Annotated in this window: 16 protein-coding genes and 1 rRNA gene; 5 read left to right on the forward strand and 12 right to left on the reverse strand. The window is 41.1% G+C overall.

Translation table 11 applies throughout. From position 1 onward, the window contains the following. A 16S ribosomal RNA gene (locus tag H6G75_RS14770) occupies positions 1–126 on the reverse strand; the annotation flags it as partial. Positions 127–590: 464 nt separating this feature from the next. On the opposite strand from H6G75_RS14770, the gene H6G75_RS14775 reads away from it, so the two are divergent. Continuing rightward, the gene (locus tag H6G75_RS14775; RefSeq protein ID WP_190980795.1) at positions 591–1,286 is read left to right on the forward strand and encodes a response regulator transcription factor; all 696 of its coding nucleotides are present in this window, start codon (positions 591–593) and stop codon (positions 1,284–1,286) included. 779 nt (positions 1,287–2,065) lie between these two features. Here H6G75_RS14775 and H6G75_RS14780 read toward each other — a convergent pair. Then, positions 2,066–2,347 carry an Npun_R1517 family heterocyst differentiation transcriptional regulator gene (locus H6G75_RS14780; RefSeq protein WP_062289935.1) on the reverse strand — a complete coding sequence of 94 codons (282 nt, stop codon included), beginning with the start codon at positions 2,345–2,347 and terminating at the stop codon, positions 2,066–2,068. Between the two features lie 916 nt (positions 2,348–3,263). Here H6G75_RS14780 and H6G75_RS14785 point away from each other — a divergent pair. The 4 genes from H6G75_RS14785 to H6G75_RS14800 all read left to right on the forward strand — a co-directional run bounded on the left by H6G75_RS14785 (position 3,264) and on the right by H6G75_RS14800 (position 9,373). After that, positions 3,264–3,620 carry an NAD(P)H-quinone oxidoreductase subunit M gene (locus H6G75_RS14785; protein ID WP_062289938.1) on the forward strand — a complete coding sequence of 119 codons (357 nt, stop codon included), beginning with the start codon at positions 3,264–3,266 and terminating at the stop codon, positions 3,618–3,620. 1,006 nt (positions 3,621–4,626) lie between these two features. Beyond that, entirely contained in the window at positions 4,627–6,810 is a 2,184-nt protein-coding gene (locus H6G75_RS14790; protein WP_190980796.1) for a protein phosphatase 2C domain-containing protein, read from the forward strand. Between the two features lie 166 nt (positions 6,811–6,976). Beyond that, positions 6,977–8,551 (forward strand): CHAT domain-containing protein, encoded by a 1,575-nt coding sequence (locus H6G75_RS14795; protein WP_190980797.1) that lies wholly within the window; start codon positions 6,977–6,979, stop codon positions 8,549–8,551. 174 nt (positions 8,552–8,725) lie between these two features. Continuing rightward, positions 8,726–9,373, forward strand: a complete 648-nt coding sequence (locus tag H6G75_RS14800) for a hypothetical protein (protein ID WP_190980798.1) — start codon at positions 8,726–8,728, stop codon at positions 9,371–9,373. A 246-nt stretch (positions 9,374–9,619) separates the two neighbouring features. Here H6G75_RS14800 and H6G75_RS14805 read toward each other — a convergent pair whose 3' ends face one another. The 10 genes from H6G75_RS14805 to H6G75_RS14850 all read right to left on the reverse strand — a co-directional run bounded on the left by H6G75_RS14805 (position 9,620) and on the right by H6G75_RS14850 (position 23,199). Then, positions 9,620–10,996 (reverse strand): PrsW family glutamic-type intramembrane protease, encoded by a 1,377-nt coding sequence (locus H6G75_RS14805; protein ID WP_190980799.1) that lies wholly within the window; start codon positions 10,994–10,996, stop codon positions 9,620–9,622. Positions 10,997–11,428: 432 nt separating this feature from the next. Beyond that, complete coding sequence (locus H6G75_RS14810) at positions 11,429–12,028, reverse strand: DJ-1/PfpI family protein (protein WP_190980800.1); 600 nt, start codon at positions 12,026–12,028, stop codon at positions 11,429–11,431. A gap of 288 nt (positions 12,029–12,316) precedes the next feature. After that, positions 12,317–12,769, reverse strand: coding sequence for a nitrate reductase associated protein (locus H6G75_RS14815; protein ID WP_190980801.1), 453 nt, complete (start codon positions 12,767–12,769; stop codon positions 12,317–12,319). Between the two features lie 175 nt (positions 12,770–12,944). Next, positions 12,945–13,403: a phosphate-starvation-inducible PsiE family protein gene (locus H6G75_RS14820; RefSeq protein ID WP_190980802.1), complete on the reverse strand. Its 459-nt coding sequence runs from the start codon at positions 13,401–13,403 to the stop codon at positions 12,945–12,947. Between the two features lie 349 nt (positions 13,404–13,752). Then, positions 13,753–15,957, reverse strand: a complete 2,205-nt coding sequence (locus H6G75_RS14825) for a molybdopterin oxidoreductase family protein (protein ID WP_190980803.1) — start codon at positions 15,955–15,957, stop codon at positions 13,753–13,755. A gap of 285 nt (positions 15,958–16,242) precedes the next feature. Then, positions 16,243–17,073, reverse strand: a complete 831-nt coding sequence (locus H6G75_RS14830) for a nitrate ABC transporter ATP-binding protein (RefSeq protein ID WP_190980804.1) — start codon at positions 17,071–17,073, stop codon at positions 16,243–16,245. Between the two features lie 83 nt (positions 17,074–17,156). Next, on the reverse strand, positions 17,157–19,145 hold the full coding sequence (locus H6G75_RS14835) for a nitrate ABC transporter ATP-binding protein (protein ID WP_190980805.1): 1,989 nt from the start codon (positions 19,143–19,145) through the stop codon (positions 17,157–17,159). Positions 19,146–19,222: 77 nt separating this feature from the next. Beyond that, positions 19,223–20,062: a nitrate ABC transporter permease gene (gene ntrB, locus H6G75_RS14840; RefSeq protein ID WP_190980806.1), complete on the reverse strand. Its 840-nt coding sequence runs from the start codon at positions 20,060–20,062 to the stop codon at positions 19,223–19,225. Between the two features lie 62 nt (positions 20,063–20,124). Next, entirely contained in the window at positions 20,125–21,438 is a 1,314-nt protein-coding gene (locus H6G75_RS14845; RefSeq protein ID WP_190980906.1) for a CmpA/NrtA family ABC transporter substrate-binding protein, read from the reverse strand. Between the two features lie 132 nt (positions 21,439–21,570). Next, on the reverse strand, positions 21,571–23,199 hold the full coding sequence (locus tag H6G75_RS14850; protein ID WP_190980807.1) for a ferredoxin--nitrite reductase: 1,629 nt from the start codon (positions 23,197–23,199) through the stop codon (positions 21,571–21,573). Positions 23,200–23,721: the final 522 nt, after the last annotated feature.

The following is a 23,721-nucleotide window of genomic DNA, read 5'->3' on the forward strand; positions in this document are numbered from 1 at the left end:
GACCTGAAGCCAGATTCTCACGCGTTACTCACCCGTCCGCCACTAAATCCTAAGATTCCGTTCGACTTGCATGTGTTAAGCATACCGCCAGCGTTCATCCTGAGCCAGGATCAAACTCTCCGTTTTGATTCCTTTCTTGGCTACCCTTTTTTAACCTTAGCCTGGTTATTTTATTTACTTGACGCAGGCTACTTGTGCTATTATTGCTTTCAAACTATAATCTTTTCATGGTTCGGTTCCCTTCGAGCGAGCTTCGCTTTGCAGCGCCCCCTCTCTCAGGCACTTATCCAATATATCTAATCCCTCAATAAGTGTCAACCTCTTTCTCAAAAAATATTTTTTCTTTTCTCTCTATACCTCTACACTTTCTAGCTAAACAGTCTAGTGTGTCGTGCAGAAAGCTATTTATAAAATAGTGTTGTACATCCAACTCACAAGCTAGATCAGGTAAGTCATCGGTCATAGCAAAGCATCAGGAATCAGTTATGAGGTATATGAACACATACTTTAGTTAAGAACTAAACTTGTGACCATTGTCTGCCAACTTTCGCTAAATTGGAAAAAGGTAGGTAGACTTAAGGAAGTGTTAAATGTCAGCACAACTGTTACTGGTAGATGATGAACCAGGATTGAGAGAAGCTGTGAAGGATTATTTACAAGAAAGCGGCTTTAGTGTTCAAGTTGCCAGTAATGCCCGTGAAGGCTGGGAGTTAATGGAGCAGAACACGCCTGACTTGGTAATTTCTGATATTATGATGCCCCAAGTAGATGGCTATCAGTTTTTGAAGCAATTAAGAGAAGACCCACGCTTTCAAGCATTACCTGTTGTCTTTTTAACTGCTAAGGGTATGACTGGCGATCGCATTCAAGGCTATCAAGCAGGTGTTGACGCATATCTACCGAAGCCTTTTGATCCAGATGAGTTAGTAGCGATAATAGAAAACTTACTGTCTCGTCGTCTTGTTAAGCCTACGTTTACAAGTGAAGACAGTGAAACCCCAGATATTGCCGAATTAGCTAATCAAATCGCGCAAATCAAAGCTCTTTTGACACAAAGAAGTGCGATCGCTCAATCTCCAGCTCCATTTAAAATTGACTTAACCCCCAGAGAGCAAAGTGTTTTAAACCTAGTAGCTGAAGGGCTGATGAATAAAGAAATTGCTCGTCGTTTAGAAACCAGTGTTCGGAATGTAGAAAAATATGTAAGCCGTTTGTTCAGCAAGACTGGCACAAATAGTCGTACAGAATTAGTTCGTTTTGCGCTCGAACACGGTCTTGCTAAGTAAAAATTTCAAAGTAATTGTGATATTGCTCGCTTTAAATCAGGAATTATATAGATATTTTAGCGATTTTTAAATAAAACTCTTTGCTGCTCCCAATTCATATCTTGGGATGCTACACGATCACTCCAAACTCAAGCATAACGCAACCAGGAGCGTTTAAATTAGCAAACTCCTAGATTAGAATCCTGCAAAAGTAAATTCCTCATACTGTACTAAACCAGTATTTTGCCAACCTGGAAAGACAATACAATTTGAGTTTGAGATGCTAGATTTTGGAAGGGTTGATTGGTAAGCTTTTCCGTTATCTAGCTTTTGCAATCATTTTTAAGTTTGGGGTAAAGTCTGAGTCTATCTTCCTGCCTAAATTATTTAAACACAATCAAACATCGATAGATGCCTGAAAGATATTTTGGACTGTTGAGATAGTCAACAACCATATATTCATCTTGAATGCGATCTCTTCACAAAGCAACACCCTGGCTAGAAAAATTTTGCGGGTAGATCAATACTCTTGACTGTAAAGTGATCTGCAAAAAGCATCAAATTATTGACTAGCTGTCCATCTTTATTCCTTGATGCTCAGGTTGATAGCTACTTTAGATGCTTGATGAAGTTTTTGTAAGGCAACATAAATTTAAAGCTTGTGGCTTGGTAGTGAGGTTAAAAACCAACTTAATGATGATTTAGTATGGCGCAGGGAATGAGCGAACTGCAAAAATTACTGTAACGATGCCCCATTCATCAACTATTGCTACTCAATTACTGGAGAGCTTGAGAACCGACTATTGAGTGTTATCAGCAGCATTCCGTAAGCGCATCAGTTGACGACGCATTTGAGGTGATGCCTTAAATTCTGAGACTTCCTGAGCTTTCACAGAGGCTTGCAGCGTCTCTAAGAAGTCATCAGAACCTTCAGTTAAAGCGTCTAGTAGTACTTGTAACAGTTGCTCGCGATCGCCCAGGAGGCTCTTTTCCTCAATCAATCGGAATTTGAGATGAATCTCGCATTCATAAACACCGACTTCAATATTATTTATTTGGCGTGGTAATGCTTTCGAGTTCATAAGTTTTGCGGATTTTTTTTACTTGGTAGTCATGAAATTGAGGAATTATTCTCCTCAGCAAACATCTTTTATCTTTTTTTTGAATCTATACCGCTGTAATTTAAGATTTTCAACTTATCTCATTCTAGGGTTCATTTTTATCTCCTATGTTTTTTCTAGCTAGTCTTGCACACCTGAAGTTGTAATCTTCCTCCACCAGAACTGGTTTAGGTAAACCATCACTATTATTCAGTTTTTAAGATTCTATACAATAAAGTTTCTGTAAGAAGTTGTTCTACCTTTTTAAAGGTTTTTACATCAACTTCATCTTAACGTCAATAACAGTTCGAGTTTTTACTGACTTTTTAGTAATTATACGTAAGTAAATTCGCTGTATTTTTTCAATTTAATTAACCCTAGAGGAAGCTTCACGATAATTACGTGAAAACACTTGATGTTAGTTTTTTTCACCAATAATTTCAGGAGATTTTGATGAATAAATTTATTAAGAGTAAAATATTGATTCTTTGTAGATAAATATACATCGTTAATCAATTTTTTTTAAGTATAAAAATTAGAATTTATCTGTATGAAAACCTGTAAATTTGTGCATTGTAGAAACGAAAACTGCGGTGGCGAAACTTCAGCAGTCAAAAATCAAGTAAGAACTTAAGTATAAAAATCAAAAATTAGCAGTTTAAGTAACGGTATATGGGTATAAATGATTTATCTGTACACAAAATGAGTTCAGCAGTACTAGCAATAGCCACACTCAAAAATCTCACCCAAAAATGAGGTAGAAAGAGGCAGATGTATGGGGAGAATAATAATTAACTACTGATGAATTAATGAAAGCTTATGGATAGAGCAGATTTTAGGGCTGGGCAACCGTCTACAATGATTTCAGTGTAATCAACTGAAACCTTTACACCATTCTATGGACAACCCAATGCTGCTCAAGTCCACAACCCGGCATATCCGCATTTTTGCGGCAGAAATTGACCGGGATGGCGAACTAGTTCCCAGTAATCAAGTTTTAACGTTGGATGTTGACCCAGACAACGAATTTAATTGGAATGAAGATGCTCTACAAAAAATTTATCGTAAATTTGACGAATTGGTAGAATCTTCTAGTGGTGCAGACCTAACAGACTACAACTTACGCCGCATTGGTTCAGATTTGGAGCATTATCTGCGATCGCTCCTCCAAAAAGGCGAAATCAGCTACAATCTATCTGCTCGCGTTACCAATTACAGTATGGGAGTTCCCCAAGTAGCTGTAGACGATAAATAGTAGCACCCCTTACAGCAACCACAGAGGTACAAATCAATTCAATAGCGATGAAGATTTTGCATCCTCAGTAGCCAGAATAAAAGCTGTCAGATCAGCTTTGGCTGGTGCATAAGTTTGATTATTCAATAGTAAGAGTTAGGAGTGATGTGTATTCTCACTCCTATATCTTTAGAGATGTCAAGTTACCGCTGCTATGTAAAAACTAATAATCGATATATATTCATCAATCTATGTTTGGAGACAATCTCGTAGACTAGAGAGATTTTGATTTTATTGATCATTAGCAAAATTACATCGTCTGATAGAAGGCAGAAGTCAGAATGCAGAGGGCATTTCACAATTTTTTCTAGTTATTGTAATTATTGTGACTAGTGCATTCTGAATTATGCTTTCTTGCACAACAACTCCATCCACAATCATCTAATTGAGAGGGTGGAACAAAAATTTTTCAGATCCTGGCTTTAGCAGAGTAATAACTGCTATTTAGCTAGTTTCACAACTAACTTTTTAATTCTTAAATAAAATTAATTTAAAGTTTGTAACTGATCAGCCCATATAGTTCAGTAAGGCACATCAACTTAGTTTAAATTGAGTTTTATACCCTGTTTTTTGGGTAAATTTGGAGATTTTTAACTCCAACTAAACCATATTGACTTATAAATTAAAGAAACAGTTGTATTATGTGTGGCTTTCTAATGCTCTAATTAACTCAAAGCACCTAATTACAGATAAGTAAAGGTTAAGTTTTGTTGACAGGCTTAAAGTTAGTTGCACTGGCAACGGAAAGTCACAGAACAAGAAAAGTTATGATGAGGCTGTAGAATTGGCCAAGGAGTGTGATATTTGCATAAATTCTTTCAACCAAGTATTAGCATTGACTGGTGTTTCCCAGCTAGAATCATGATCCCCAGTGGGATATGTCTGTTTGCAGAAACAAAAGCAGCCTAGTACTGCTCACTGCCTATGGTTTTGAAGAAATTGCCAATCGCTAATCAGTGCGAACACTATGGAAAATGATGCGGCAACCCTCTACTGCCCAAATGAACTTTGTCAGGCTGCCAACCCCCTGACTCATAAGTTTTGTCAACGATGTTCTACACCCCTACCCAAACGATATCTCTGGGTTGTGGGTGATGTTCTAAATGTGGGTAGTCCTGGAGAAATATTAGCCGATCGCTATTTAGTCCTGAATAAATCTGTTGTTTTAGATACTAAGCCTGGATTACTGCCTCAAGGATTAGAAACAGACAACTTACAAACAATTAGAGCTTATTTGAGATTAATTCCCTACAGCTTACATATACCGCAGGTGTATGGAGTACTGCCTTTAAGAGATGGACGCTCTCGCAAAGAAATTTTACTTTTAGAAAAACCGCCTTTATTCACAGAACCGACGACAGATTCTCAATTAAGGTTGTGTCCGCAGTTAACTACTGCATGGCGCAATGCAACATCTATGCGTCAACTGAATTGGCTATGGCAATTAGCACATCTCTGGCAGCCGTTGGTGAGTGAAGGTGTTGCGTCTAGTTTACTTGAACCTCACTTGTTAAGGGTGGAAGGGTCTTTAGTCCGCTTATTAGAATTGCGGTTTGACACTGCAACACCAAAATTATCTGACTTAGGGGAATTTTGGCAGCAGTTATTACCAGATACCAAACCAGTCATTGCCGAATTTCTTAACCAAGTTAGTAATTATCTGATTAACGGAGAAATCAATTCCGCAGAAGTGCTAATCTCAGTTTTAGACCGGGGATTAACTGAATTAGGCGAATTGCAATCGCCAAAAATTAAAATTATCACCAAAACGGACACTGGCCCAAAACGCCAACGCAACGAAGATGCCTGTTATCCACCAAGTGGCACAATGTTGAGTAAACCGCCTCAAGCTACAGCCTTGGCTATTGTCTGTGATGGCATTGGTGGACATGAAGGTGGTAATGTCGCGTCTAATTTAGCAATTGACACTATTCAGCAACAAGTTCAACAACTCACCAAAGTTCCGTACAACCATATAGACCCTTCATTGCTGCTGGCAGACTTGGAGCAAGCTGTGGCAGTTGCTAATGACAAAATTAGCCAGCGCAATGACAGTGAAAATCGTCAGGGGAGAAAGCGTATGGGTACAACCTTGGTGATGGCATTGCCAGTAGCCCATGAGATGTATATTACCCATGTTGGTGATAGTCGCGCTTATTGGATTACACGGGATGGTTGTTACCAAGTCACGTTGGACGATGATGTTGCTTCGAGGGAAGTACGTTTAGGATATGCAATTTACCGGGAAGCGGTGCAGCAAAGTGGTTCGGGTTCCTTGGTTCAGGCATTAGGGATGAGTTCTAGTACAGCATTACATCCAACAGCACAGCGGTTTATTGTGGATGAAGATGCTGTGTTTCTGTTGACATCTGATGGCTTAAGTGACTTTGATCGCGTGGAAGAATACTGGGAAACAGAAATTTTACCAATTTTGACAGAAGAAACAGATTTAGTCACAGTTGCTGATAAATTGCTGGAAATTGCCAACACCAAAAATGGCCACGATAATGTGACGATCGCTTTAGTTCATTATCAAGTTAAATATGTTGAGCCAGAGCTTACCTTAAAAGCGGTGGTTGTTGAACGTCCTAGTACTACAGCCGCAAAAGTTACACCTAAGCCCTTACAACCAACTTTACTAGAAGACATTTCTGAGCAGAAAACTTTAATTCCCGAACATAAGTCTAGTTCTCTTCAACAACTGCCACTACATTTAATTGTGCCAATGATTATTGCGATCGCCGCAGGTTCTTTAGGACTGCTGGTGCGGGGACTGTTCATGTCATCGCCGTTATTGACTACAGATCCTATCCCTACTGTACAGCCGACTCCTACTGCTACAAATGAGCGATCGCTCAATAATCTGGCTCCCGGCTGGGTAATTACCAATAGCCAAGAAATTACCTTGGATGATCAGAAGTTACAACCTGGCAGTTTGCTACAAGTGCTAGAAGTCGAACCGGGAGATCCAGCAAATACTCAGGAATCTGTAATTAAATTGCGGCTTTGCCCTGCTGAAAATACTCCATCTCCTCAAGCTGACAAACCACTGCGAGTTAAATTAGCGCAGTTGCAACGTCAAGGCATTTCTGTACTGCAAGTCAACGAAACTAGTAGTTGTGGAAATTTATCCCAGCTACCAGATAGTTAAACTCCTGTATCTACCAAGGTGAAAATGCAACAAATACTCGATAAACTTGTAGAAGCCTGGAATAATACATTTAATAACTAGATTTAAAATTTCCAGGCGAAAAGTTTTCCTCACGGAAAATTGTTATCGCAAGTCCTTGGTTCCTACTTTTTAACTTAAAGAACCCATGCCATCCCTGAACTTAGCGATCGCCCGTCTCATCAATACTGGCACAGATAGCTTTGCCATTTGGGTGGTCAAAGCTCCTTATCCTAGTGGCTATGTTCTGCGTGACTGTGTATGGCCGGCTGAACTGAATCAAGTTTGGCAAGAGTGGCAGCAAATGTTTGCTGGACACAGTGGTTTAGTTATAAACAACACAGCGCCTCAACCTGCTAACCCACTCGCGTTGAATTTAGGTACCACTAATTCTGGCCACATGCCTGGTTATGGTGGTCGTTTAATGCAATACTTAGGGCTGTATTTGTGGCGCTGGGTATTTGACGGGCCAATTCTCAGCAGTCTCGAACGCAGTTGTGGAATTGCGATGGGACAGCACAAACGTTTGCGCTTTCAAATCGAAATTCGTGACCCAGATTTGATTGCCTTACCTTGGGAAATTATGCAACGTCAACCCGGACAATCCGCGATTTCGCTTTCCCAGGACTTACTGTTTAGTCGTACCACTAGTGAAGTTGAACCACTGCCATTTTTACGTACAGATCAGGCCTTAAATATCTTGCTAGTATTAGGTCATGATGAAAACTTGCAACTAGAACAAGAAGCAAGTATTTTGCAACAAATTTTGGAGAATCAGCCGCAAATTAACCGCAATTATTCTGGGTTTGCGCCTTGTATGGTTAAAACGCTGATTCAACCAACACCCCAAGAGTTGATTCAAGAATTAGAAACAAAAGCTTACAATATATTTTTTTACGCTGGTCATGGCTTACCAGGGCCAGATGGAGGATTGTTATTTTTGCGTCCCGATAAAACCCTCAATGGCATAGAATTGGCGCAAGTTTTAACTCGGAGTGGTTTAAAATTAGCCGTTTTTAATGCTTGTTGGGGAGCGCAACCAGCAGCAATTAATCACCAAGCAATTCCCGCCAGCAGTTTAGCAGAAGTACTCATTCGGCATGGTGTACCAGCAGTTTTAGGAATGCGAGATGTGATTGCTGACCATGAAAGTCACAGTTTTATTAAAGCTTTTGCTGAGGCTTTGCGATCGCGCAAACCTATTGATGAAGCTGTGGCAGAAGCTCGCCAAGAAATGTTAACACTGTATAAGTTCAACCAACCTGCTTGGACTTTACCAGTTCTGTATTTACATCCAGATTTCAATGGCGAACTTGTTAAAAGCATTGATGAGGGAATTACAGAGTTACCAGATATTTCCATTATTAATGTAAATCGCGTTACTTCTAGAGCTTGTTTGCGATCACTCTCCCCAGGAGGTAGAACTTGGTTTTTACGTACCGGTGTAACTCGTATTGGTCGCACTCAAGATAACGATATTGTAATTCCGGAACCATCAGTTTCTAAGCGTCATGCCGAAATTTTATGTCGTAATACTTATACTGGCAACACTCCAGTACAAACTTATTATTTACAGGATCTCTCAACTTACGGTACAACTTGGTGTCTAAGTGCTAATGGCTGGCAACAAATCCTCCGGGAAGAAGTACTATTACAACCTGGAGCTAAGTTAAAGTTTGGCAATTCTGGCAATGAAACCTGGGAGTTTATTATTGAAAATTAAGCCTTCTTTCAGAATAAAAATTACAGTGAACTGTATACTTCACGCTTCATGCTGACTTTATGAAATTTTTTCCGATTCAATTACTAAATAAAAATCAGGTTCGTTTTTGCGGAAATTCTAATTTCCAACTTGTAGCAGTCAGTACTGCTAAATAATTCATCAGGAGTCAAAACAATGATTAACAAATTCGACAATTCCAACAATATCCCCTCATCGCCCACTCAAGCTGAATTAGAATTCCTCGAACTACTGCTAAAACCTGAAGATGGGACTTATCCTTGGAATCCTGCCGATGAGCAAACCGAAACATATTTTGATGAATTAGAACAGCAGTTTGCGATGCAAGATGTCCTAGAAGAAGAACTACATACTAGATCGCAATCTTTTTATGCCAAGCTAGATGGGTTATGGTCTCAGGTGACAAACTGTGCTGATTACAAATGTAATACAAAAGTCAGCATTTTTGACAGTCTTTGTGAAACTTTACATAGTGCCTTTGCCGCTGGCGTACCCACAGGTTGGTTAAACGCGATCGCCCAGAAAGCCACAGAAGTGACAGCTATGCAGCAATCAATCAACGAACAACTAGTGCAATGTGTTCAAACGGTATTACCTGCATGGGAAAGTGACGATATAGAAGTTTTTGCTCGCCCTTATGCTTATGCAATGCGTAGTAGCGAAAAGCAAAACCTGGCATCAGTGATGAATAAAATTAAAAACCAGGATTGGGCAACTTTATCAGAAATCGAGCAAGCTAAAGTGAGTGTAGCGATCGCTTACTATGCACTCAGACAAATAGATAAGTTAGAGACCGACGCTTAATGAGAAATTTGTCAGACTTTCTATTGATGGATGGAGATTAAATCTCTGTAGATTAGATATTATCTTGACTTTAGATAGAAAATTCCCAGAATAAACTCAAACTAAGACAATCTTCCCAACAAAGCAATCTATCCTGAGATAGAAAAAACTGGAATTAATCAAGCCTAGTTGAAAAACACGGTTAGAGAAAGAGGGCAGAAAGCAAACTGTAAGATTTCTACCCTGATCTGCTAGATTTGCAGATATTTATTTCGGGCCGAGAAAACGAGTTGCAAAATTTTGAGATCGCGTTGGTGATAACGCCCTGGCTTTTAAAATTGCTGCCATCAACACAGCGTAAGCTAAAACTCCCACCACCACCAATAAAAAAGCGTTAATCGAACCCAGCGCATTCCATAAAGCATGAAGTACAGATGCACTTAAGTAGCCGATAGAAAGAATTTGCCAACTCTTACTGGGTTTGAGAACAGCTAACCCAATAAAATATCCCAGATAGCCACTGTAAGCCATGTGACCCGCAACCGAGCCTAAAACACGCGGAATTAGCAATTGTAATCCAGCTAATTGACCAGCCGCACCAATACCAACTTGTTGACTCACATTTTGAGTAATATCTGGTACATACTGTCCCAAAGTTTCTAAAAGTGTGAAACCCAAAGCCGAAGCTGTGCCGAGAAGAATACCATCCAGAGGTTCCCACACACCAATATTTTCGCGCCAAGGTGAAGGTAATTTACTGCCGATGAAATATGCACCTAAGATTGGCAAAGCCTTGAGCAATTCTTCCATCAACCCTGCACCAAAGAACATTCGGATGAAAAGTTCTGTGATAGTAGCATCTTGAGCTGCGGCTAAGTTCCCTGGCAAAACCACCCGAAAAATAAAGATAAATAAATCTAAGATTGGACTCAGCAAAATTAACGCTGTACTCAGCGCCGTACCAATGAGAACCCACCAAGGTTTGGACTTACCACAAAGTTGATAAACAAAGTAATAAACCACAAAGCCAATGTAACTGGCTACAATAACTTGGTTAGCCTGGGGTCTACCAACAGTAGCAAACATCAGCACTACAAAAACTACTGTGAGTATTCCAGGGACAAGGTAAGCTTTACTAGTTAAATCCTTACCAGTAGAAATAATCGGAAAAAGTTGTGTAAAGCTAACTGAATCAGGCTGTTTGATTTGGGTATGGTTTTGAAAGTTAGCAGCAGAAGGCAATGATGCGTTTTGTTTCGTCATCATTGTTGGTTGAGGTATCAAGTCATACTCAAAAATAAATTGAGGGCCATCACTACCTAAAGCAATGCGATCGCCTGACTGTAATTCTTGACATCCATAAAAACGTTTACCATTGAGATAAGTACCATTAGCACTGTTTAAATCGCAAATTACCCAGGTGAATTTATTATCTGGCGATGAAGAGAGAGGGCGAACCGCAGCATGACGACGAGATACCATTCGATACATCATGGCATCCAAGACAACCTGACAGCTGGGGTCACGTCCAATTACCATCTCTTTACTTGCGTGTAGCGGGTAACGAGATTCTGAACCAAAAGCTGCTGCATTACCAGACACCAGCCGCAGAAAAGCGTTATGTCTTGCGTTTTTGCCTGTCATCGAGTTAGAGTGTCTTCCCAAACTAATTCATAAAATATTCTGGCAGGATGACTTAACCTTAGCCATACCGACAGCAGAATTGCTAAATCCACTATAGCTTTAGTTTCTGCTCAGAAATTCAAAATTTTCTCATGCAAAATTTAAAATTATCTAACTTCATATTGACAAGCATTTTGGCTATTTTTGGTGTCTTATGTGCCTGTTTGCTGGTAAATATTTCTCATAATACATAGATTTTATGTTATGCAAAGCCCACAGCCAAAAAATGTGCAGTAATAGCTGAAATTTTTAGTAGTATAGGCAACATATTAAGGCATTTATAGCAATCTCATTTTTTCTCAGAATTCAGGAGTCAGTATTCTGAATACAGAATGATGAAAAAACCTTATACTTCAAAAAAGTACAAGGCTTGGCGAATTTTGTATTTCATCCTTAAACTTGAGCAACTTCTGGATGTTCAATTTTAGTACCAAGTACTTTGAGAAACTCCGCCAGCCAACGGGAATGTGCAGGCCAAGCTGGTGCTGTGACTAAATTTCCGTCTACGATGGCCTCATCCACTGGGATTTGCACATAATTACCACCAGCTGCACGCACATCTGGACTACAAGCTGGATAAGCAGTACAATTTTTATCTCGCAGTACATCAGCCGCAGCTAACAACTGTAAGCCGTGACAAATAGCAGCAATAGGCTTATTTGTTTGAGCAAAATGACGAGTAATTTCTAATACCTGTTGATTTAAGCGAATATATTCTGGTGCGCGTCCTCCAGGGACAACAAGCGCGTCATAAGTATTAATATTTACCTCTGTAAAAGTAGCGTTTAACGTAAAGTTGTGTCCAGGTTTTTCACTATAAGTTTGGTCGCCTTCAAAATCATGAATTGCGGTTCTAACTTTTTCACCAGCTTTTTTGTCTGGACAAACAGCATGAACAGTGTGTCCTACCATTTGTAATGCTTGAAAGGGAACCATCACTTCATAATCTTCCACAAAATCGCCCACCAGCATCAAGATTTTTTTAGCTGCCATGTTTTGTTATCCTCAAATTTTTGTCAATGGTCATTTGTTATTTGTTAAATGTACTCTAAAAAATAAATGATTTAATTTATTTACTCAACAAAACTTATATCTGTAGGACTTACGTAAGTGTCACAATTGGTGGTTGGTGCGTGAAGCTATAAATTTCATGACTACGTTCCAATCTTCTTATTGAGTCACGCACCCTACAGAAAAAATATGCCAGTTACGTAAGTTCTAATCTACCTTATCTACCTTGTCCACCTCGTCCCTAAATATAAAGTGTGAACTACAGATTTATTAAAGCAGATCAAATTCTGCTATGGCATGGGGAAAATTTTTATTTTCATGGCTGGGACGGCTGAGTTTAATCAAGGCAAATCTTTGTAAGGGAGTTAAAGCCGCCCACTGTTCTAAACTCAAGTTGACACCTAATTCTTGAGCTTTTTCTTGTAAAGTAGCTGGGATAGTACTAGAGTCCATCCAAGTAGGATAAGCATCTACAGGGAGTTGTCCTACAGGTGTACCTGTTTTTTCTAAAATTAGTTGTTGGAGATATTCTCTGTAAGTGTCAATTTCGGTTTGGGTAGTGCAAGGTAATTCTAGTACAGTTTCACGCTCATCTTGCGTCATTTGTAACCAATCTGATAACTTGAGTTTAATTCCGCAAGTATCTAATTTATATCTCACTTGCATTGGTATACAGCGCAGAGAAGTTACAAAATCTGCTTCAAAATTAAAAAAGGTTGCCATATTTTAAATCATAAAAAACTTGTAGCAGTTGCTATTTGATATACGAGCAAAATAGACAAGGGATAGATATTTGCAGACTATTGAGTATTACTAAATTTTGGATGATTATTTTATATCTTTATATAATGTTAAATAGTTTTGACATTATATAAATACCTGTTAAATATGAAAAATTTTAATGAGATTGTTTGGAATTACTAGAGCGGATGATTAAATAACTGATAGATAAAGCTAAAATAGCAATTCCTAAACCAATTATATCAATTCCTGTGACTTTTTCTAAGTCAAGAATAATAATTTTACGAGCGACAGCAATTAAAGACGTGACAATAACTAATTCTACTTGGAATACGTGTTTGCGTAGATAAGCTGTGATATTTTCGAGAATTTCTAAGGCAATTAGGATATTTAAGAACAAGCCAAATATTTTAAATAATGTTGTATTGAATTTTCCATAGGGAGTATCAAATAACTCTTTAATTAAAAAAATTCCTAAATCTCCGATCGCTACTAATATTACTAGCACCATTAACACAGATAAAACCTTAGAAACTATAACCTCGACGTTCTCGATAACGTGCATGAAGCCTTCATCGGTAAATACTCCGAAGATGTTGTTAAATAGTTTTTTCATCTGCTGCATCCTGGTTATAGTTCAACAAGCAATTGGTAATGAAGCATAGCAGAAGGCAGGAGGCAGGAGGTGAAGCAGTGCGGTCTTGGGGGTTTCCCTCATGAGCAACTGCTGAACCCGAAGGGCAGAAGGCAGGAGGTAAAATTTAATAATTCCTAGCATTCACGCTCATCAGATGTCCTAACCTATATAACTACAGCTATAAATATCAAGAATTAAGACATAATTTCTTATGTCTTACTTATAGTCAAGAGTATAAGATGAGGATTTTAAATTATCACCATCGAATATCATCTATTGATTTAATTACTCAATTACCAATTTCTTGTTTAAGGATATACCAAGCAGATCACCATTGTGACGATTGGAGTTGATAATTTTTGCTTGTTACTTCCACAGAAATTGGTGCTAGTTGGACGGCGCAAGCTTTTAATTCTGGTTGCAGAGAATCGGGACAAGATTCGGGATGAGTGAGGGCGTTGGCTTCGGCTTGATTTGCCCAAAGTGCGCCCCAGTGCATCGGCACAAATACAGTACCAGGTGAGATCGCCTTGGTCACTTTTGCGGGAAAATGAGCTTGACCACGCCGCGATCGCACTTCAATTATCTGGTTATCGCTAATTTCCAACTTCGCCGCATCACGGGGATGAATTTCAATGAATGGTTCCGGGTGCATCGAGCGAATTTTTTCAATTCGACCTGTGCGCGTTTGCGTGTGCCAATGTCCGTAAAGACGACCTGTAGTTAAGATAAAAGGATAATCGGGGTCTGGTGGTTCGGCTAAACCTTTGGAGTAATAAGCCCCGAACCGCGCCCGACCATCGGGGGTGTGAAAGTGTAGGTCTGTGTAAAGGCGTTTGGAGAGGCGAGAGGCGAGAGGCTGGAGGCTAGTTTCTTGATGGTCGGGATGTGGCCAGTGGGTTGGGCCTTGTTTTTGTAATTGTTCATGACTGATACCCGACATATCGCATGGGCGATTTTTGGTGAGTTGGGCAAACTCGGCGTAAACTTCGGCAGAATTAGCAAAGCTAAACTTATCAGCAAAACCTAAACGTCGTCCGACTTCGGCGAAAATTTCCCAGTCGGCTTTGGCTTCTCTTGGTGGTTGGCGGAATGCTTGACATAAACTGACGCGGCGTTCGGAGTTGGTCATTACGCCTGTTTTTTCACCCCACTGGGCAGCAGGTAACAGCACATGAGCATAAGCGGCGGTTTCGGTGGGGTAGTATGCGTCTTGGTAAATTGTGAAAGGCGATCGCAATAAGGCTTTTTTTGTCCGTTCCAAATCTGGCATACTGACAGCTGGGTTAGTAGCGGCAATCCACAGTAAACCGACATCGCCAGTTTCTAAACCTGTAATCATATCCCAAGCCGTCAAACCAGGAACAGAAGAAATTTGTCCCCGCTTCAGTCCCCAAAAATCTTCCACTTCGGCGCGATGTTGGTCATTTTTCACCAAGCGATAACCAGGTAATAAATGCGCTAAACCTCCGGCTTCTCTACCTCCCATCGCATTCGGTTGACCTGTTAACGAAAACGGCCCCGCCCCTGGCTTACCAATTTGTCCTGTCATCAAGTGCAGGTTAATAATAGTCCTTACCTTGGCTGTCCCTTCAGTTGATTGGTTCACACCCATCGACCACAAAGAAAGCACTCGTTGAGACTGACCCCAATAACGTGCGGCTGTTTCTAAATCTTCAATGCTAATACCACATTGACGCGCTGTTACTTCTGGAGAATAGTGGCGGATGACTTCTGCATAAGCTGAAAAATTGCTGGTACAGTCATCGATAAAGCCAACATCGATGTAGTTCCAACGCATTAATAAATGGGCGATACCATTTAACAAATCAATATCTGTACCGGGACGAATTGCTAAATGTAAATCTGCGGCTTCGGCGGTGGGTGTGCGGCGGGGGTCAACCACCACCATTTTTACTTTGCGGTTTTTTTTGTGGTATTTAGCCAGTCGGTTAAAAATAATGGGATGACATTCGGCTGTGTTAGTCCCGATTAAAAATGCACAGTCAGTTAACTCTAAATCTTCGTAACAGCAAGGCGGGCCATCTGCACCAAAACTTTGAATATATCCAGATACAGCACTGGACATACATAAGCGTGAGTTCGCATCAAAATTGTTAGTTCCTAAACAGCCTTTTAAGAGTTTTTGGGCGATGTAATAATCCTCAGTTTGGAATTGACCGGAACCATACATACATATAGCTTCTGACCCTTGGGTGAAGCGAACAGTTTGAATGCGGTTGGTAATTAGTTCAAAAGCCTCATCCCAACTAACTCGCCGGAACTCTTGGTCTAGAGAGTCCCGCACCATTGGGTAATGTAGTCTATTTTTATCTAAAGATTCGGCGATCGTTGCACCTTTAACACATACCATTCCCTGGCTTGATGGGTGAGATTTATCACCCCTGACTCGCCAAGTCGGATTTCCTTGACTATCTCGATTGGTGGGTTTATTAAGTTGGGCTGGTGGAGACACTTCTAAACCACAGCCAACACCACAATAAGGACAAACAGTTTTAGTAAATTCAGTCATGTAGATACACCTAATGTATCGGTGCTTATCGGCTGGTTGATTGTTTATAAACCAACAGCATCCTTATATTCCCATTTATCTCGAAATTCCTTACTTTCAGGACTTACGCAAAATTATGAAAAAACGAACCGCAAAGGGCGCAAAGGACACGAAGTTATAAGAGTTTGAGAGAGTTCTTGCGTAAGTCCTAAGTTTCTCACTCTTCTTTGCGCCTCTGGTTACTGAGTTTCGACTACGCTCAACTACCGCGCAGTCGAAGTATGCGTCTTTGCGCGAGAAAAAATCTTACTCCTCATCATGCGCAAACCGACGATAGAGGAAATCTAGAGCATAGTTCCGCAAGTTGTAGTATTCCGGGTCTTCCATGATGCGGCGGCGGTTGCGGGGACGGGTGAAGGGAATTTCTAACACTTCACCGATTTGAGCGGCTGGGCCATTGGTCATCATCACCACTCTGTCAGCGAGGAACAATGCTTCATCAATGTCGTGGGTAATCATCAACACAGTAACTTGATGGTCACTCCAGATTTGCAGTAGTTCTTCTTGTAGTTCTTCTTTGGTGATTGCGTCTAACGCACCAAAGGGTTCATCTAAAATCAAGACTTGGGGACGGATAGAAAGGGCGCGGGCGATCGCAACTCGCTGTTTCATCCCACCGGAAATTTGACTCGGTTTCTTGTCTGCGGCTTCGGTGAGTCCCACCATTGCTAAGTGTTCTCGGACGATGGCGCGTTTTTCGGCTTGGGGCTTTTTAGGAAATACAGAATCTACAGCTAAATAAACGTTCTCAAATACACTCAGCCAAGGTAATAAGCAATAGTTTTGAAATACCATCATCCGGTCTGGGCCTGGTTCGGTGATGGGTTGGTCTTGCAGCATGACAACGCCATCGGTGGGTGTGTTGAAGCCAGACACCATATTGAGGAGGGTGGATTTACCGCAGCCGGAGTGACCAATTAAGCAGACAAATTCGCCTTCACGAACTTTGAGGTCAATTCCATCGAGGACGGTGTAGGGGCCTTCGGGGGTGGGGTAAATTTTGCTTACGCCTTCGATGATGAGGAAGTTATCGGCTTTGGTTTGTGGTTGTTGGAGTGTTTTGTTTATGATTTGCATGATATGTTTCTGATTTTATGATTTTTTCACGCAGAGGCGCGGAGGCGCGGAGAGTCTGAGGGAGATGGGAGAGTTATAAATGACTAAATAAAGACTTCTTCTATACGGATGTCTCGTTTGATTTCTAAGCTTTTGAGGTATTCTAGGGGTTCTGAGGGGTTAAAAACTTTACCATCGAATAGGTGAATTGGGTCGTCGTAGCCAGTGTCGAGTAAGCCGAGGTCACGGGCGGCTGCACCAAAGATGTCTGCACGACAAACTCTTTCGATAATTTCTAGCCAGTTTTTGGGGAAGGGTGTTAAGCCCCAGCGTGCTAGTTGAGTCACCATCCATAAGATTTCGGTGCGGTTGGGATAGTTGGTTTTGTTGAGGTAAAACTGGTTGTAGGCGGTGAGTGATTGGGGTTGAGTACCATCGCCGCGATCGTAGGGATCGGTGAAGCCGGGGCGGATGTAGGCTGGGTTGAGGTTGAGGTATTCAGGACGACAGATTAATTTGAGAATTTCTTCGCGGTTGCGGAGGTCATCACAGTATTTGCAAGCTTCTAATAAGGCTTTGATTAGAGCTAGATAAGTTTCTGGATATTGCTGCGCCCAGTCTTCGCGCACACCTAAGACTTTTTTGGGTTGTCCTGACCAAATTTCTAGGGCGGTGGCTGCAACAAAACCGACATCATCATGAACCGCCATATAATTCCAAGGTTCGCCAGCGCAGTAACCGTCGATGGTTCCGGCTTTGAGTTGGGCGACCATTTCTGTAGGTGCGATCGCAGTTAAGCTCACATCTGTATCAGGATTAATCCCACCAGCCGCTAACCAATAACGCAGAATTAAGTTCTGCATGGATGTGGGATGAACTACACCCAATGTCAAAATTCTGTCAGGAGCAGCGTTAATGGCTGTTTTGAGATCGCCTAAATTTTTCACACCTTCACCATACAGTCTTTTGCTTAAGGTGATAGCGTTGGCGTTGCGAGAAAGATTCAGCGCGTTGACAACCGGAATTGGTGTTTTACCACCTGCGCCTAAAGTTAGTGCTAAAGGCATTCCTGCCAGCATTTGGGCTGCATCTAATTTGCCTGTGGCTACCCCTTTGGCAATTTCATTCCAATTGCTGGCACGGTTGAGGGTGACTTCTAAACCATATTCAGCAAAGAAGCCTTTTTCTTGGGCGACGATTAAAGGTGCTGTGTCAGTTAAAGGTAAAAAGCCGATTTCTAAGTTGACCTTTTCTAATCCTCTGGGAGATACCGCTACAGGTGCAGTTGCTTTTTGCGCTTGGCGTTTCTTGGCTTGCTTTTGCTGGTTGAGGAAGTAAATTATCTCATTCCGCAGATTGTAGTAACTGGGATGATTGACGACTTCCAAACGTTGACGGGGACGAGGGATAGGTACTTCCAGGATTTGCCCAATGTGCGCTTCTGGGCCATTGGTGAGCATAACAATGCGATCGCTTAACAATAATGCTTCATCCACATCATGAGTTACCATCACACAGGTAACATTATGCTCATTGCAGATTTTCATCAATTGTTCTTGCAAACTACCCCGTGTCAGCGCATCTAAAGCACCAAAAGGCTCGTCTAACAATAACAACTTTGGACGTATAGCCAAAGCACGAGCGATCGCAACTCGTTGTTTCATCCCACCCGATAACTCACTGGGACGCTTCTTAGCTGCTAGACGCAAGCCTACCATATCGATATGCTCTTCGATGATGGACAGGCGATCGCTTTTCGACTTATTTTGATAAACCTCATCCACTGCCAAGGCTATATTTTCCCGCACATTTAACCAGGGGAGCAGCGAATAATTTTGAAACACCACCATTCTGTCTGGACTCGGTTCTCTAATCTCCTTACCTTCCAAAGTCACACCACCAATACTGGCTCTATCTAAACCCGCAATGATGTTAAGTAAAGTAGACTTCCCGCAACCAGAATGCCCAATTAAAGAAACAAACTCCCCCTGCCGGATTTTTAACTCAATATTCTTCAGAGCAATATACTTACCACCATTCGGTAAATCAAATATTCTATCAACGTGGTCAACTTCGACAAAAGTAGTAGTCATATCTAATTACTCTTTGCGTCTTTGCGCCTTTGCGTGAGGTAATTCTTTTTCTGGATTCAGCCAACGCTCTCAGTTTTCTACTTCTGTTCAGCCACAACCTTACTCGCAATAAAACCAACCAATCTATCCAACATCAACCCCACCAGACCAACATAAATCAACGCCAAAATAATCTCACTCAAATTAGTTTCCGTAGTCGTGTTGTAAGCATCCCAAATAAACGAACCAATACCCACACCACCGACCAACATTTCCGCCGCCACAATTGCTAACCAAGACAAACCAATCCCAATCCGTAACCCTGTAAAAATATACGGCACAGTCGCCGGAAACACAATCTTAAAGAAATACTTTGGCCCTTTCAGTTTTAAAACTCTCGCCACATTCACATAGTCTTGGGGAATTTGCTGCACACCCACGGTTGTATTAATAATAATCGGCCAAATTGACGTAATAAAAATTACGAAAATTGCTGAAGGATTAGCTTGTTGAAATGCTGCCAAAGAAATTGGTAGCCATGCCAATGGCGGTACAGTTCTTAACACTTGAAATATCGGATCTACCGCATTATATACAAACTGATTTGCACCAATTAAAATTCCTAATGCAATACCAACAACTGTTGCTAACGAAAAACCTAAACCAACCCTGCCTAAACTGCTGAGTATTTGCCAACCCAAACCTTTATCACTTTCGCCATTATCAAAAAATGGGTGAATAATAAAAGGGTCAAAAGTTTCGGTAAAAGTTTCTATTGGGCCAGGCAATTTAAAAGCAGGATTTAAACAAAGTAATTGCCAGATTACCAGAAAGATAGCTAATGCTACCAACGGTGGGATAACTTTTTTGACAATAAATTTATTAATTGCCGTTTGTGGCTTTTTTCTAACTGTGCGATTTCCTAGAACAACTGCCATTATTTTATGATTCCGAAAGTGTTACTAAATTGTGTTGCGATAGTTGGGAGAGAAGTCAGAAATTAGACTTTCTTAATTTTCAAAGATTGTAAATATTCTTCTGGTTTTTCTGGGTCGAATTTCACACCATCAAAGAAGGTTTCCACACCACGAGAACTGCTGGCAGGAATTTGTGCATCAGGGACACCAATAGCTTTTGCGGCTTTCTTCCAAATGTCTTCTTTATTTACTTGGTCAACGATTTCTTTAACTTTGGTATTTTTTGGTAGATAACCCCAGCGAATATCTTCAGTTAAAAACCAAATATCGTGACTCTTATAAGGATAGGAAGCATTATCAGCCCAGAATTTCATCCGATAGGGAAAATCTTTTTCTGTACGTCCATCACCAAAATCAATATTACCTTTTGCTCTTTCGATAATATCTGCGGCTGCAACATTAAAGTATTTGCGGTCAGCACAGATTTTACACATTTCTTCTTTATTTTCTGCCTTGTCGCACCATTGTTGTGCTTCAAGAATTGCCATCAATATTGCTTGGGCTGCGTTGGGATTTTTATCAACCCAATCTTGACGCATTGCAAAGGCTTTTTCAGGATGGTCTTTCCATAATTCACCTGTAACTAAGGCGGAATAACCCAACTTTTGGCTAACTAATTGAGCATTCCAAGGTTCACCTACACAGAAAGCATCAACAGTACCAACTTTCATGTTGGCAACCATTTGTGGTGGTGGCACAGGTTCTAAAACCATATCTTGATCTGGGTTAATCCCACCAGCCGCTAACCAATAGCGCATCCATAAATCATGAGTACCACCAGGAAAGGTAATTCCAGCTTTCAAGGATTTCTTATCAGCTTTGGCTTTAGTTGCGGCTTCTTTAAGTGCTTTACTTTCGAGGTTGACTTTGAGTTCTTTGAATTTATTGGCGACGGAGATAGCCTGACCATTTGTATTTAATCGCGCCAAGAGATACATCGGCACTTTATCATTAATGGTCATCAAGTATGGCATGGGGCTAAGGATATGTGCGCCATCAATACCGCCGCCAGCCGAACCGATTTTTAAGTTATCGCGGGTGACAGGCCAAGATTTTTGCTTGATAACTTCGACATCTGTCATACCGTATTTCGCAAAGAAACCTTTTTCTTTGGCAATAATGAGTGGTGCAGAATCAGTAAGGGCAATAAATCCAAGTTTGGCTTTGGTTGTTTCGACTTTGGGCGCATTCGCAGAGGTAACGTTAGATACTGGTGCGGCGGATGGGTTGTTCCCACCATTGGAGGCTGTATTACTGGAACAACCATGAGCAACAATAGAAGCGGCGGCGGCTGCACCAGTGGTAAAAATAAATTTTCTGCGGGAAAGATTGGTCATTAATTTGTCCTTTGTCATTTGTAGGAGTTACGAACCGCAGAGGCGCAGAGTTCGCAGAGAAATGAGAGTTTGAGAGAGGTTTTGCATAAACATAAGTAGAAGTCTCAAATTTCAGACTTCAGACTTCATACTTCACACTTCCACCAAGGCTTCTTGTTTGAGTTCTGCGCCGAAGTGTTTAATGAGTAGTTCTTGTAGTACTGGCTGTAAGTCTTCGCAGGGTACGCCTTTGATGGCGCAGGTTCCTAAGTGCGCGTCTTTGCCGACTTTGCCACCCATATAGATGTCTACGCCTTCTACAGCTTTGCCATTTTTGCGGGCTTTAGTACCCATTAAGCCGATGTCTGCAACTTGTGGTTGTCCGCAGGAGTTGGGACAACCTGTCCAGTGAATGCGGACTGGTTGGGTGAAGGTTAAGTCTGCTTCTAAGGCTTGAATGGTAGCTAGGGCGCGGTTTTTGGTTTCGATGAGAGCGAAGTTACAAAATTGTGCGCCTGTGCAGGAAACAAGCGATCGCTCCAACGCCCCCGGATTGATGGAAAATCTTGTTAGTAGGGGTTCTGCTAAAAATGTTGCGAGGCTACCATCAGAAATATTCGGAATGATGATGTTTTGTTCAACTGTTAGTCGAATTTCACCACTACCATAGACTTCTGCTAGTCTGGCAATTTCATACATATCTTCGGCATACAACCGCCCAACGGGAACATGAAAGCCTACATAGTTAAATCCTGGTTGTTTTTGCTTATATATGCCGAGATGGTCGCGTTTTTCCCAATCAATCTCGTCTTTGGGTGCAGCAGGTAACAATGATTTACCTAAACGCTGTTCGACTTCGGCGCGAAACTTATCTATACCCCATTCATCAATTAACCACATTAAACGTGATTTCAGGCGGTTTGCGCGTGAGCCGTTGTCTCGGAACACCTCTAAAACTGCTCTACATACCGCCACTACATCTTCTGGGGCTACCCAAGCATTAAGCGGAATTGCTGCATCACAACGTTTGGCAGAGAAAAAGCCACCCACGAGAATGTTAAACCCGAAATTTAGTGCTGAGTGTTGTTCACTGAGCGTTCGCGCAGCGTCTCCGTCAGGAGAAGTCGAAGTGTGAGTGCTGAGTGCTGAGTGAAAGGCGGGAACGAAAGCTAAATCGTTGATTTCGGCGTGAACTGAATTATCCCTTCCACCGGTAATGGCGATATTAAATTTGCGGGGGAGGTTGGTAAACTCTGGGTTGCCTTGTCCTTTGTTGGTGAGCATATCTTGAATTTGCTGCACCAAGTCTCGCGTATCAAACAATTCGTCTGCATCTAGCCCAGCGACAGGATCGCCTGTGATGTTGCGAACGTTGTCCATCCCAGACTGCACACTAGTTAAACCAACGGCGTGAAATTTATTGAAGATATCGGGTAAATCTTCAATTCTGATCCCGCGCAATTGAATATTCTGCCGAGTGGTAATATCAGCACTACCATCATCACCGTAACGCTGCAATACTTCTGCCAAAACTCGCATTTGGTCACTGGTGAGAATACCATTCGGCATCCGCATCCGCATCATGAACTTGTCAGGGGTAACTGGGCGGAAAAATACGCCTACCCATTTGAGTCGATGATCTCGGTCGGTTTCGTCCATTGCTTCCCATCCGAGGGCGGCAAATTTTTCGATTTCGGCTTTAACAGCGAGTCCGTCTTTTTCGGCTTTGAATTTCTCGAATTTATTGACGCTGGTTTTGGTAGTGGTTCCTGTATCTGTCATGAGTTAACTCTCATTATTACTAATCCAGTGAGAACTTCAGGTTTATTAACCCAATATCAATCAACCCGTAGTTTGAATGTTTTTTCTACGAGTTTGGGGGCTTTAAATTGAATATTTATTTATTGCTAATTTTTAAGTTTTTAGTGCGTTCTGAAATAATTTATCAGCTGACTAATTAACTCAGAATTTGAGATTGAACGCGACTTCGTAAGGTTTGGGAGGTAATTTGTAATCTTTTACATAGGGAAAAGTTAGCAAGAAAACAAGGCAATTGTTTATGTAACAATTTCGACACTTTTAAGGTTAAAGTCAGATTTATGATAAAATCGTATAATTAGCTACAAAATATTAGTAAAATTTCTAATTTTGCATCACAATAATGCGTTTTCTGCATTACACTGAGCAGGACAGTGATCTAAAAGCGTCGCTGAATCACACCAGTATGATGTTGAGGCTACAGTCTGGAAAAGCTGCTAACCGTAGAGCCGGCGATCGCTGTTAATCTAATGACAAATAATTTCC

Source organism: Nostoc sp. FACHB-280 (assembly GCF_014697615.1).
In the GTDB taxonomy this organism is placed as follows: Bacteria; Cyanobacteriota; Cyanobacteriia; order Cyanobacteriales; family Nostocaceae; genus Nostoc_B.

Excerpts from the sequence above, each read along its gene's own strand:
- H6G75_RS14815 (WP_190980801.1), bottom strand. The coding sequence starts at position 12,769 with ATGGCAACCTTTTTTAATTTTGAAGCAGATTTTGTAACTTCTCTGCGC.
- ntrB (WP_190980806.1), bottom strand. The coding sequence starts at position 20,062 with ATGGCAGTTGTTCTAGGAAATCGCACAGTTAGAAAAAAGCCACAAACG.
- H6G75_RS14835 (WP_190980805.1), bottom strand. The coding sequence starts at position 19,145 with ATGACTACTACTTTTGTCGAAGTTGACCACGTTGATAGAATATTTGAT.
- H6G75_RS14795 (WP_190980797.1), top strand. The coding sequence starts at position 6,977 with ATGCCATCCCTGAACTTAGCGATCGCCCGTCTCATCAATACTGGCACA.
- H6G75_RS14805 (WP_190980799.1), bottom strand. The coding sequence starts at position 10,996 with ATGACAGGCAAAAACGCAAGACATAACGCTTTTCTGCGGCTGGTGTCT.
- H6G75_RS14845 (WP_190980906.1), bottom strand. The coding sequence starts at position 21,438 with ATGACCAATCTTTCCCGCAGAAAATTTATTTTTACCACTGGTGCAGCC.
- H6G75_RS14830 (WP_190980804.1), bottom strand. The coding sequence starts at position 17,073 with ATGCAAATCATAAACAAAACACTCCAACAACCACAAACCAAAGCCGAT.
- H6G75_RS14850 (WP_190980807.1), bottom strand. The coding sequence starts at position 23,199 with ATGACAGATACAGGAACCACTACCAAAACCAGCGTCAATAAATTCGAG.
- H6G75_RS14790 (WP_190980796.1), top strand. The coding sequence starts at position 4,627 with ATGGAAAATGATGCGGCAACCCTCTACTGCCCAAATGAACTTTGTCAG.
- H6G75_RS14810 (WP_190980800.1), bottom strand. The coding sequence starts at position 12,028 with ATGGCAGCTAAAAAAATCTTGATGCTGGTGGGCGATTTTGTGGAAGAT.
- H6G75_RS14825 (WP_190980803.1), bottom strand. The coding sequence starts at position 15,957 with ATGACTGAATTTACTAAAACTGTTTGTCCTTATTGTGGTGTTGGCTGT.
- H6G75_RS14800 (WP_190980798.1), top strand. The coding sequence starts at position 8,726 with ATGATTAACAAATTCGACAATTCCAACAATATCCCCTCATCGCCCACT.
- H6G75_RS14775 (WP_190980795.1), top strand. The coding sequence starts at position 591 with ATGTCAGCACAACTGTTACTGGTAGATGATGAACCAGGATTGAGAGAA.
- H6G75_RS14780 (WP_062289935.1), bottom strand. The coding sequence starts at position 2,347 with ATGAACTCGAAAGCATTACCACGCCAAATAAATAATATTGAAGTCGGT.
- H6G75_RS14820 (WP_190980802.1), bottom strand. The coding sequence starts at position 13,403 with ATGAAAAAACTATTTAACAACATCTTCGGAGTATTTACCGATGAAGGC.
- H6G75_RS14785 (WP_062289938.1), top strand. The coding sequence starts at position 3,264 with ATGGACAACCCAATGCTGCTCAAGTCCACAACCCGGCATATCCGCATT.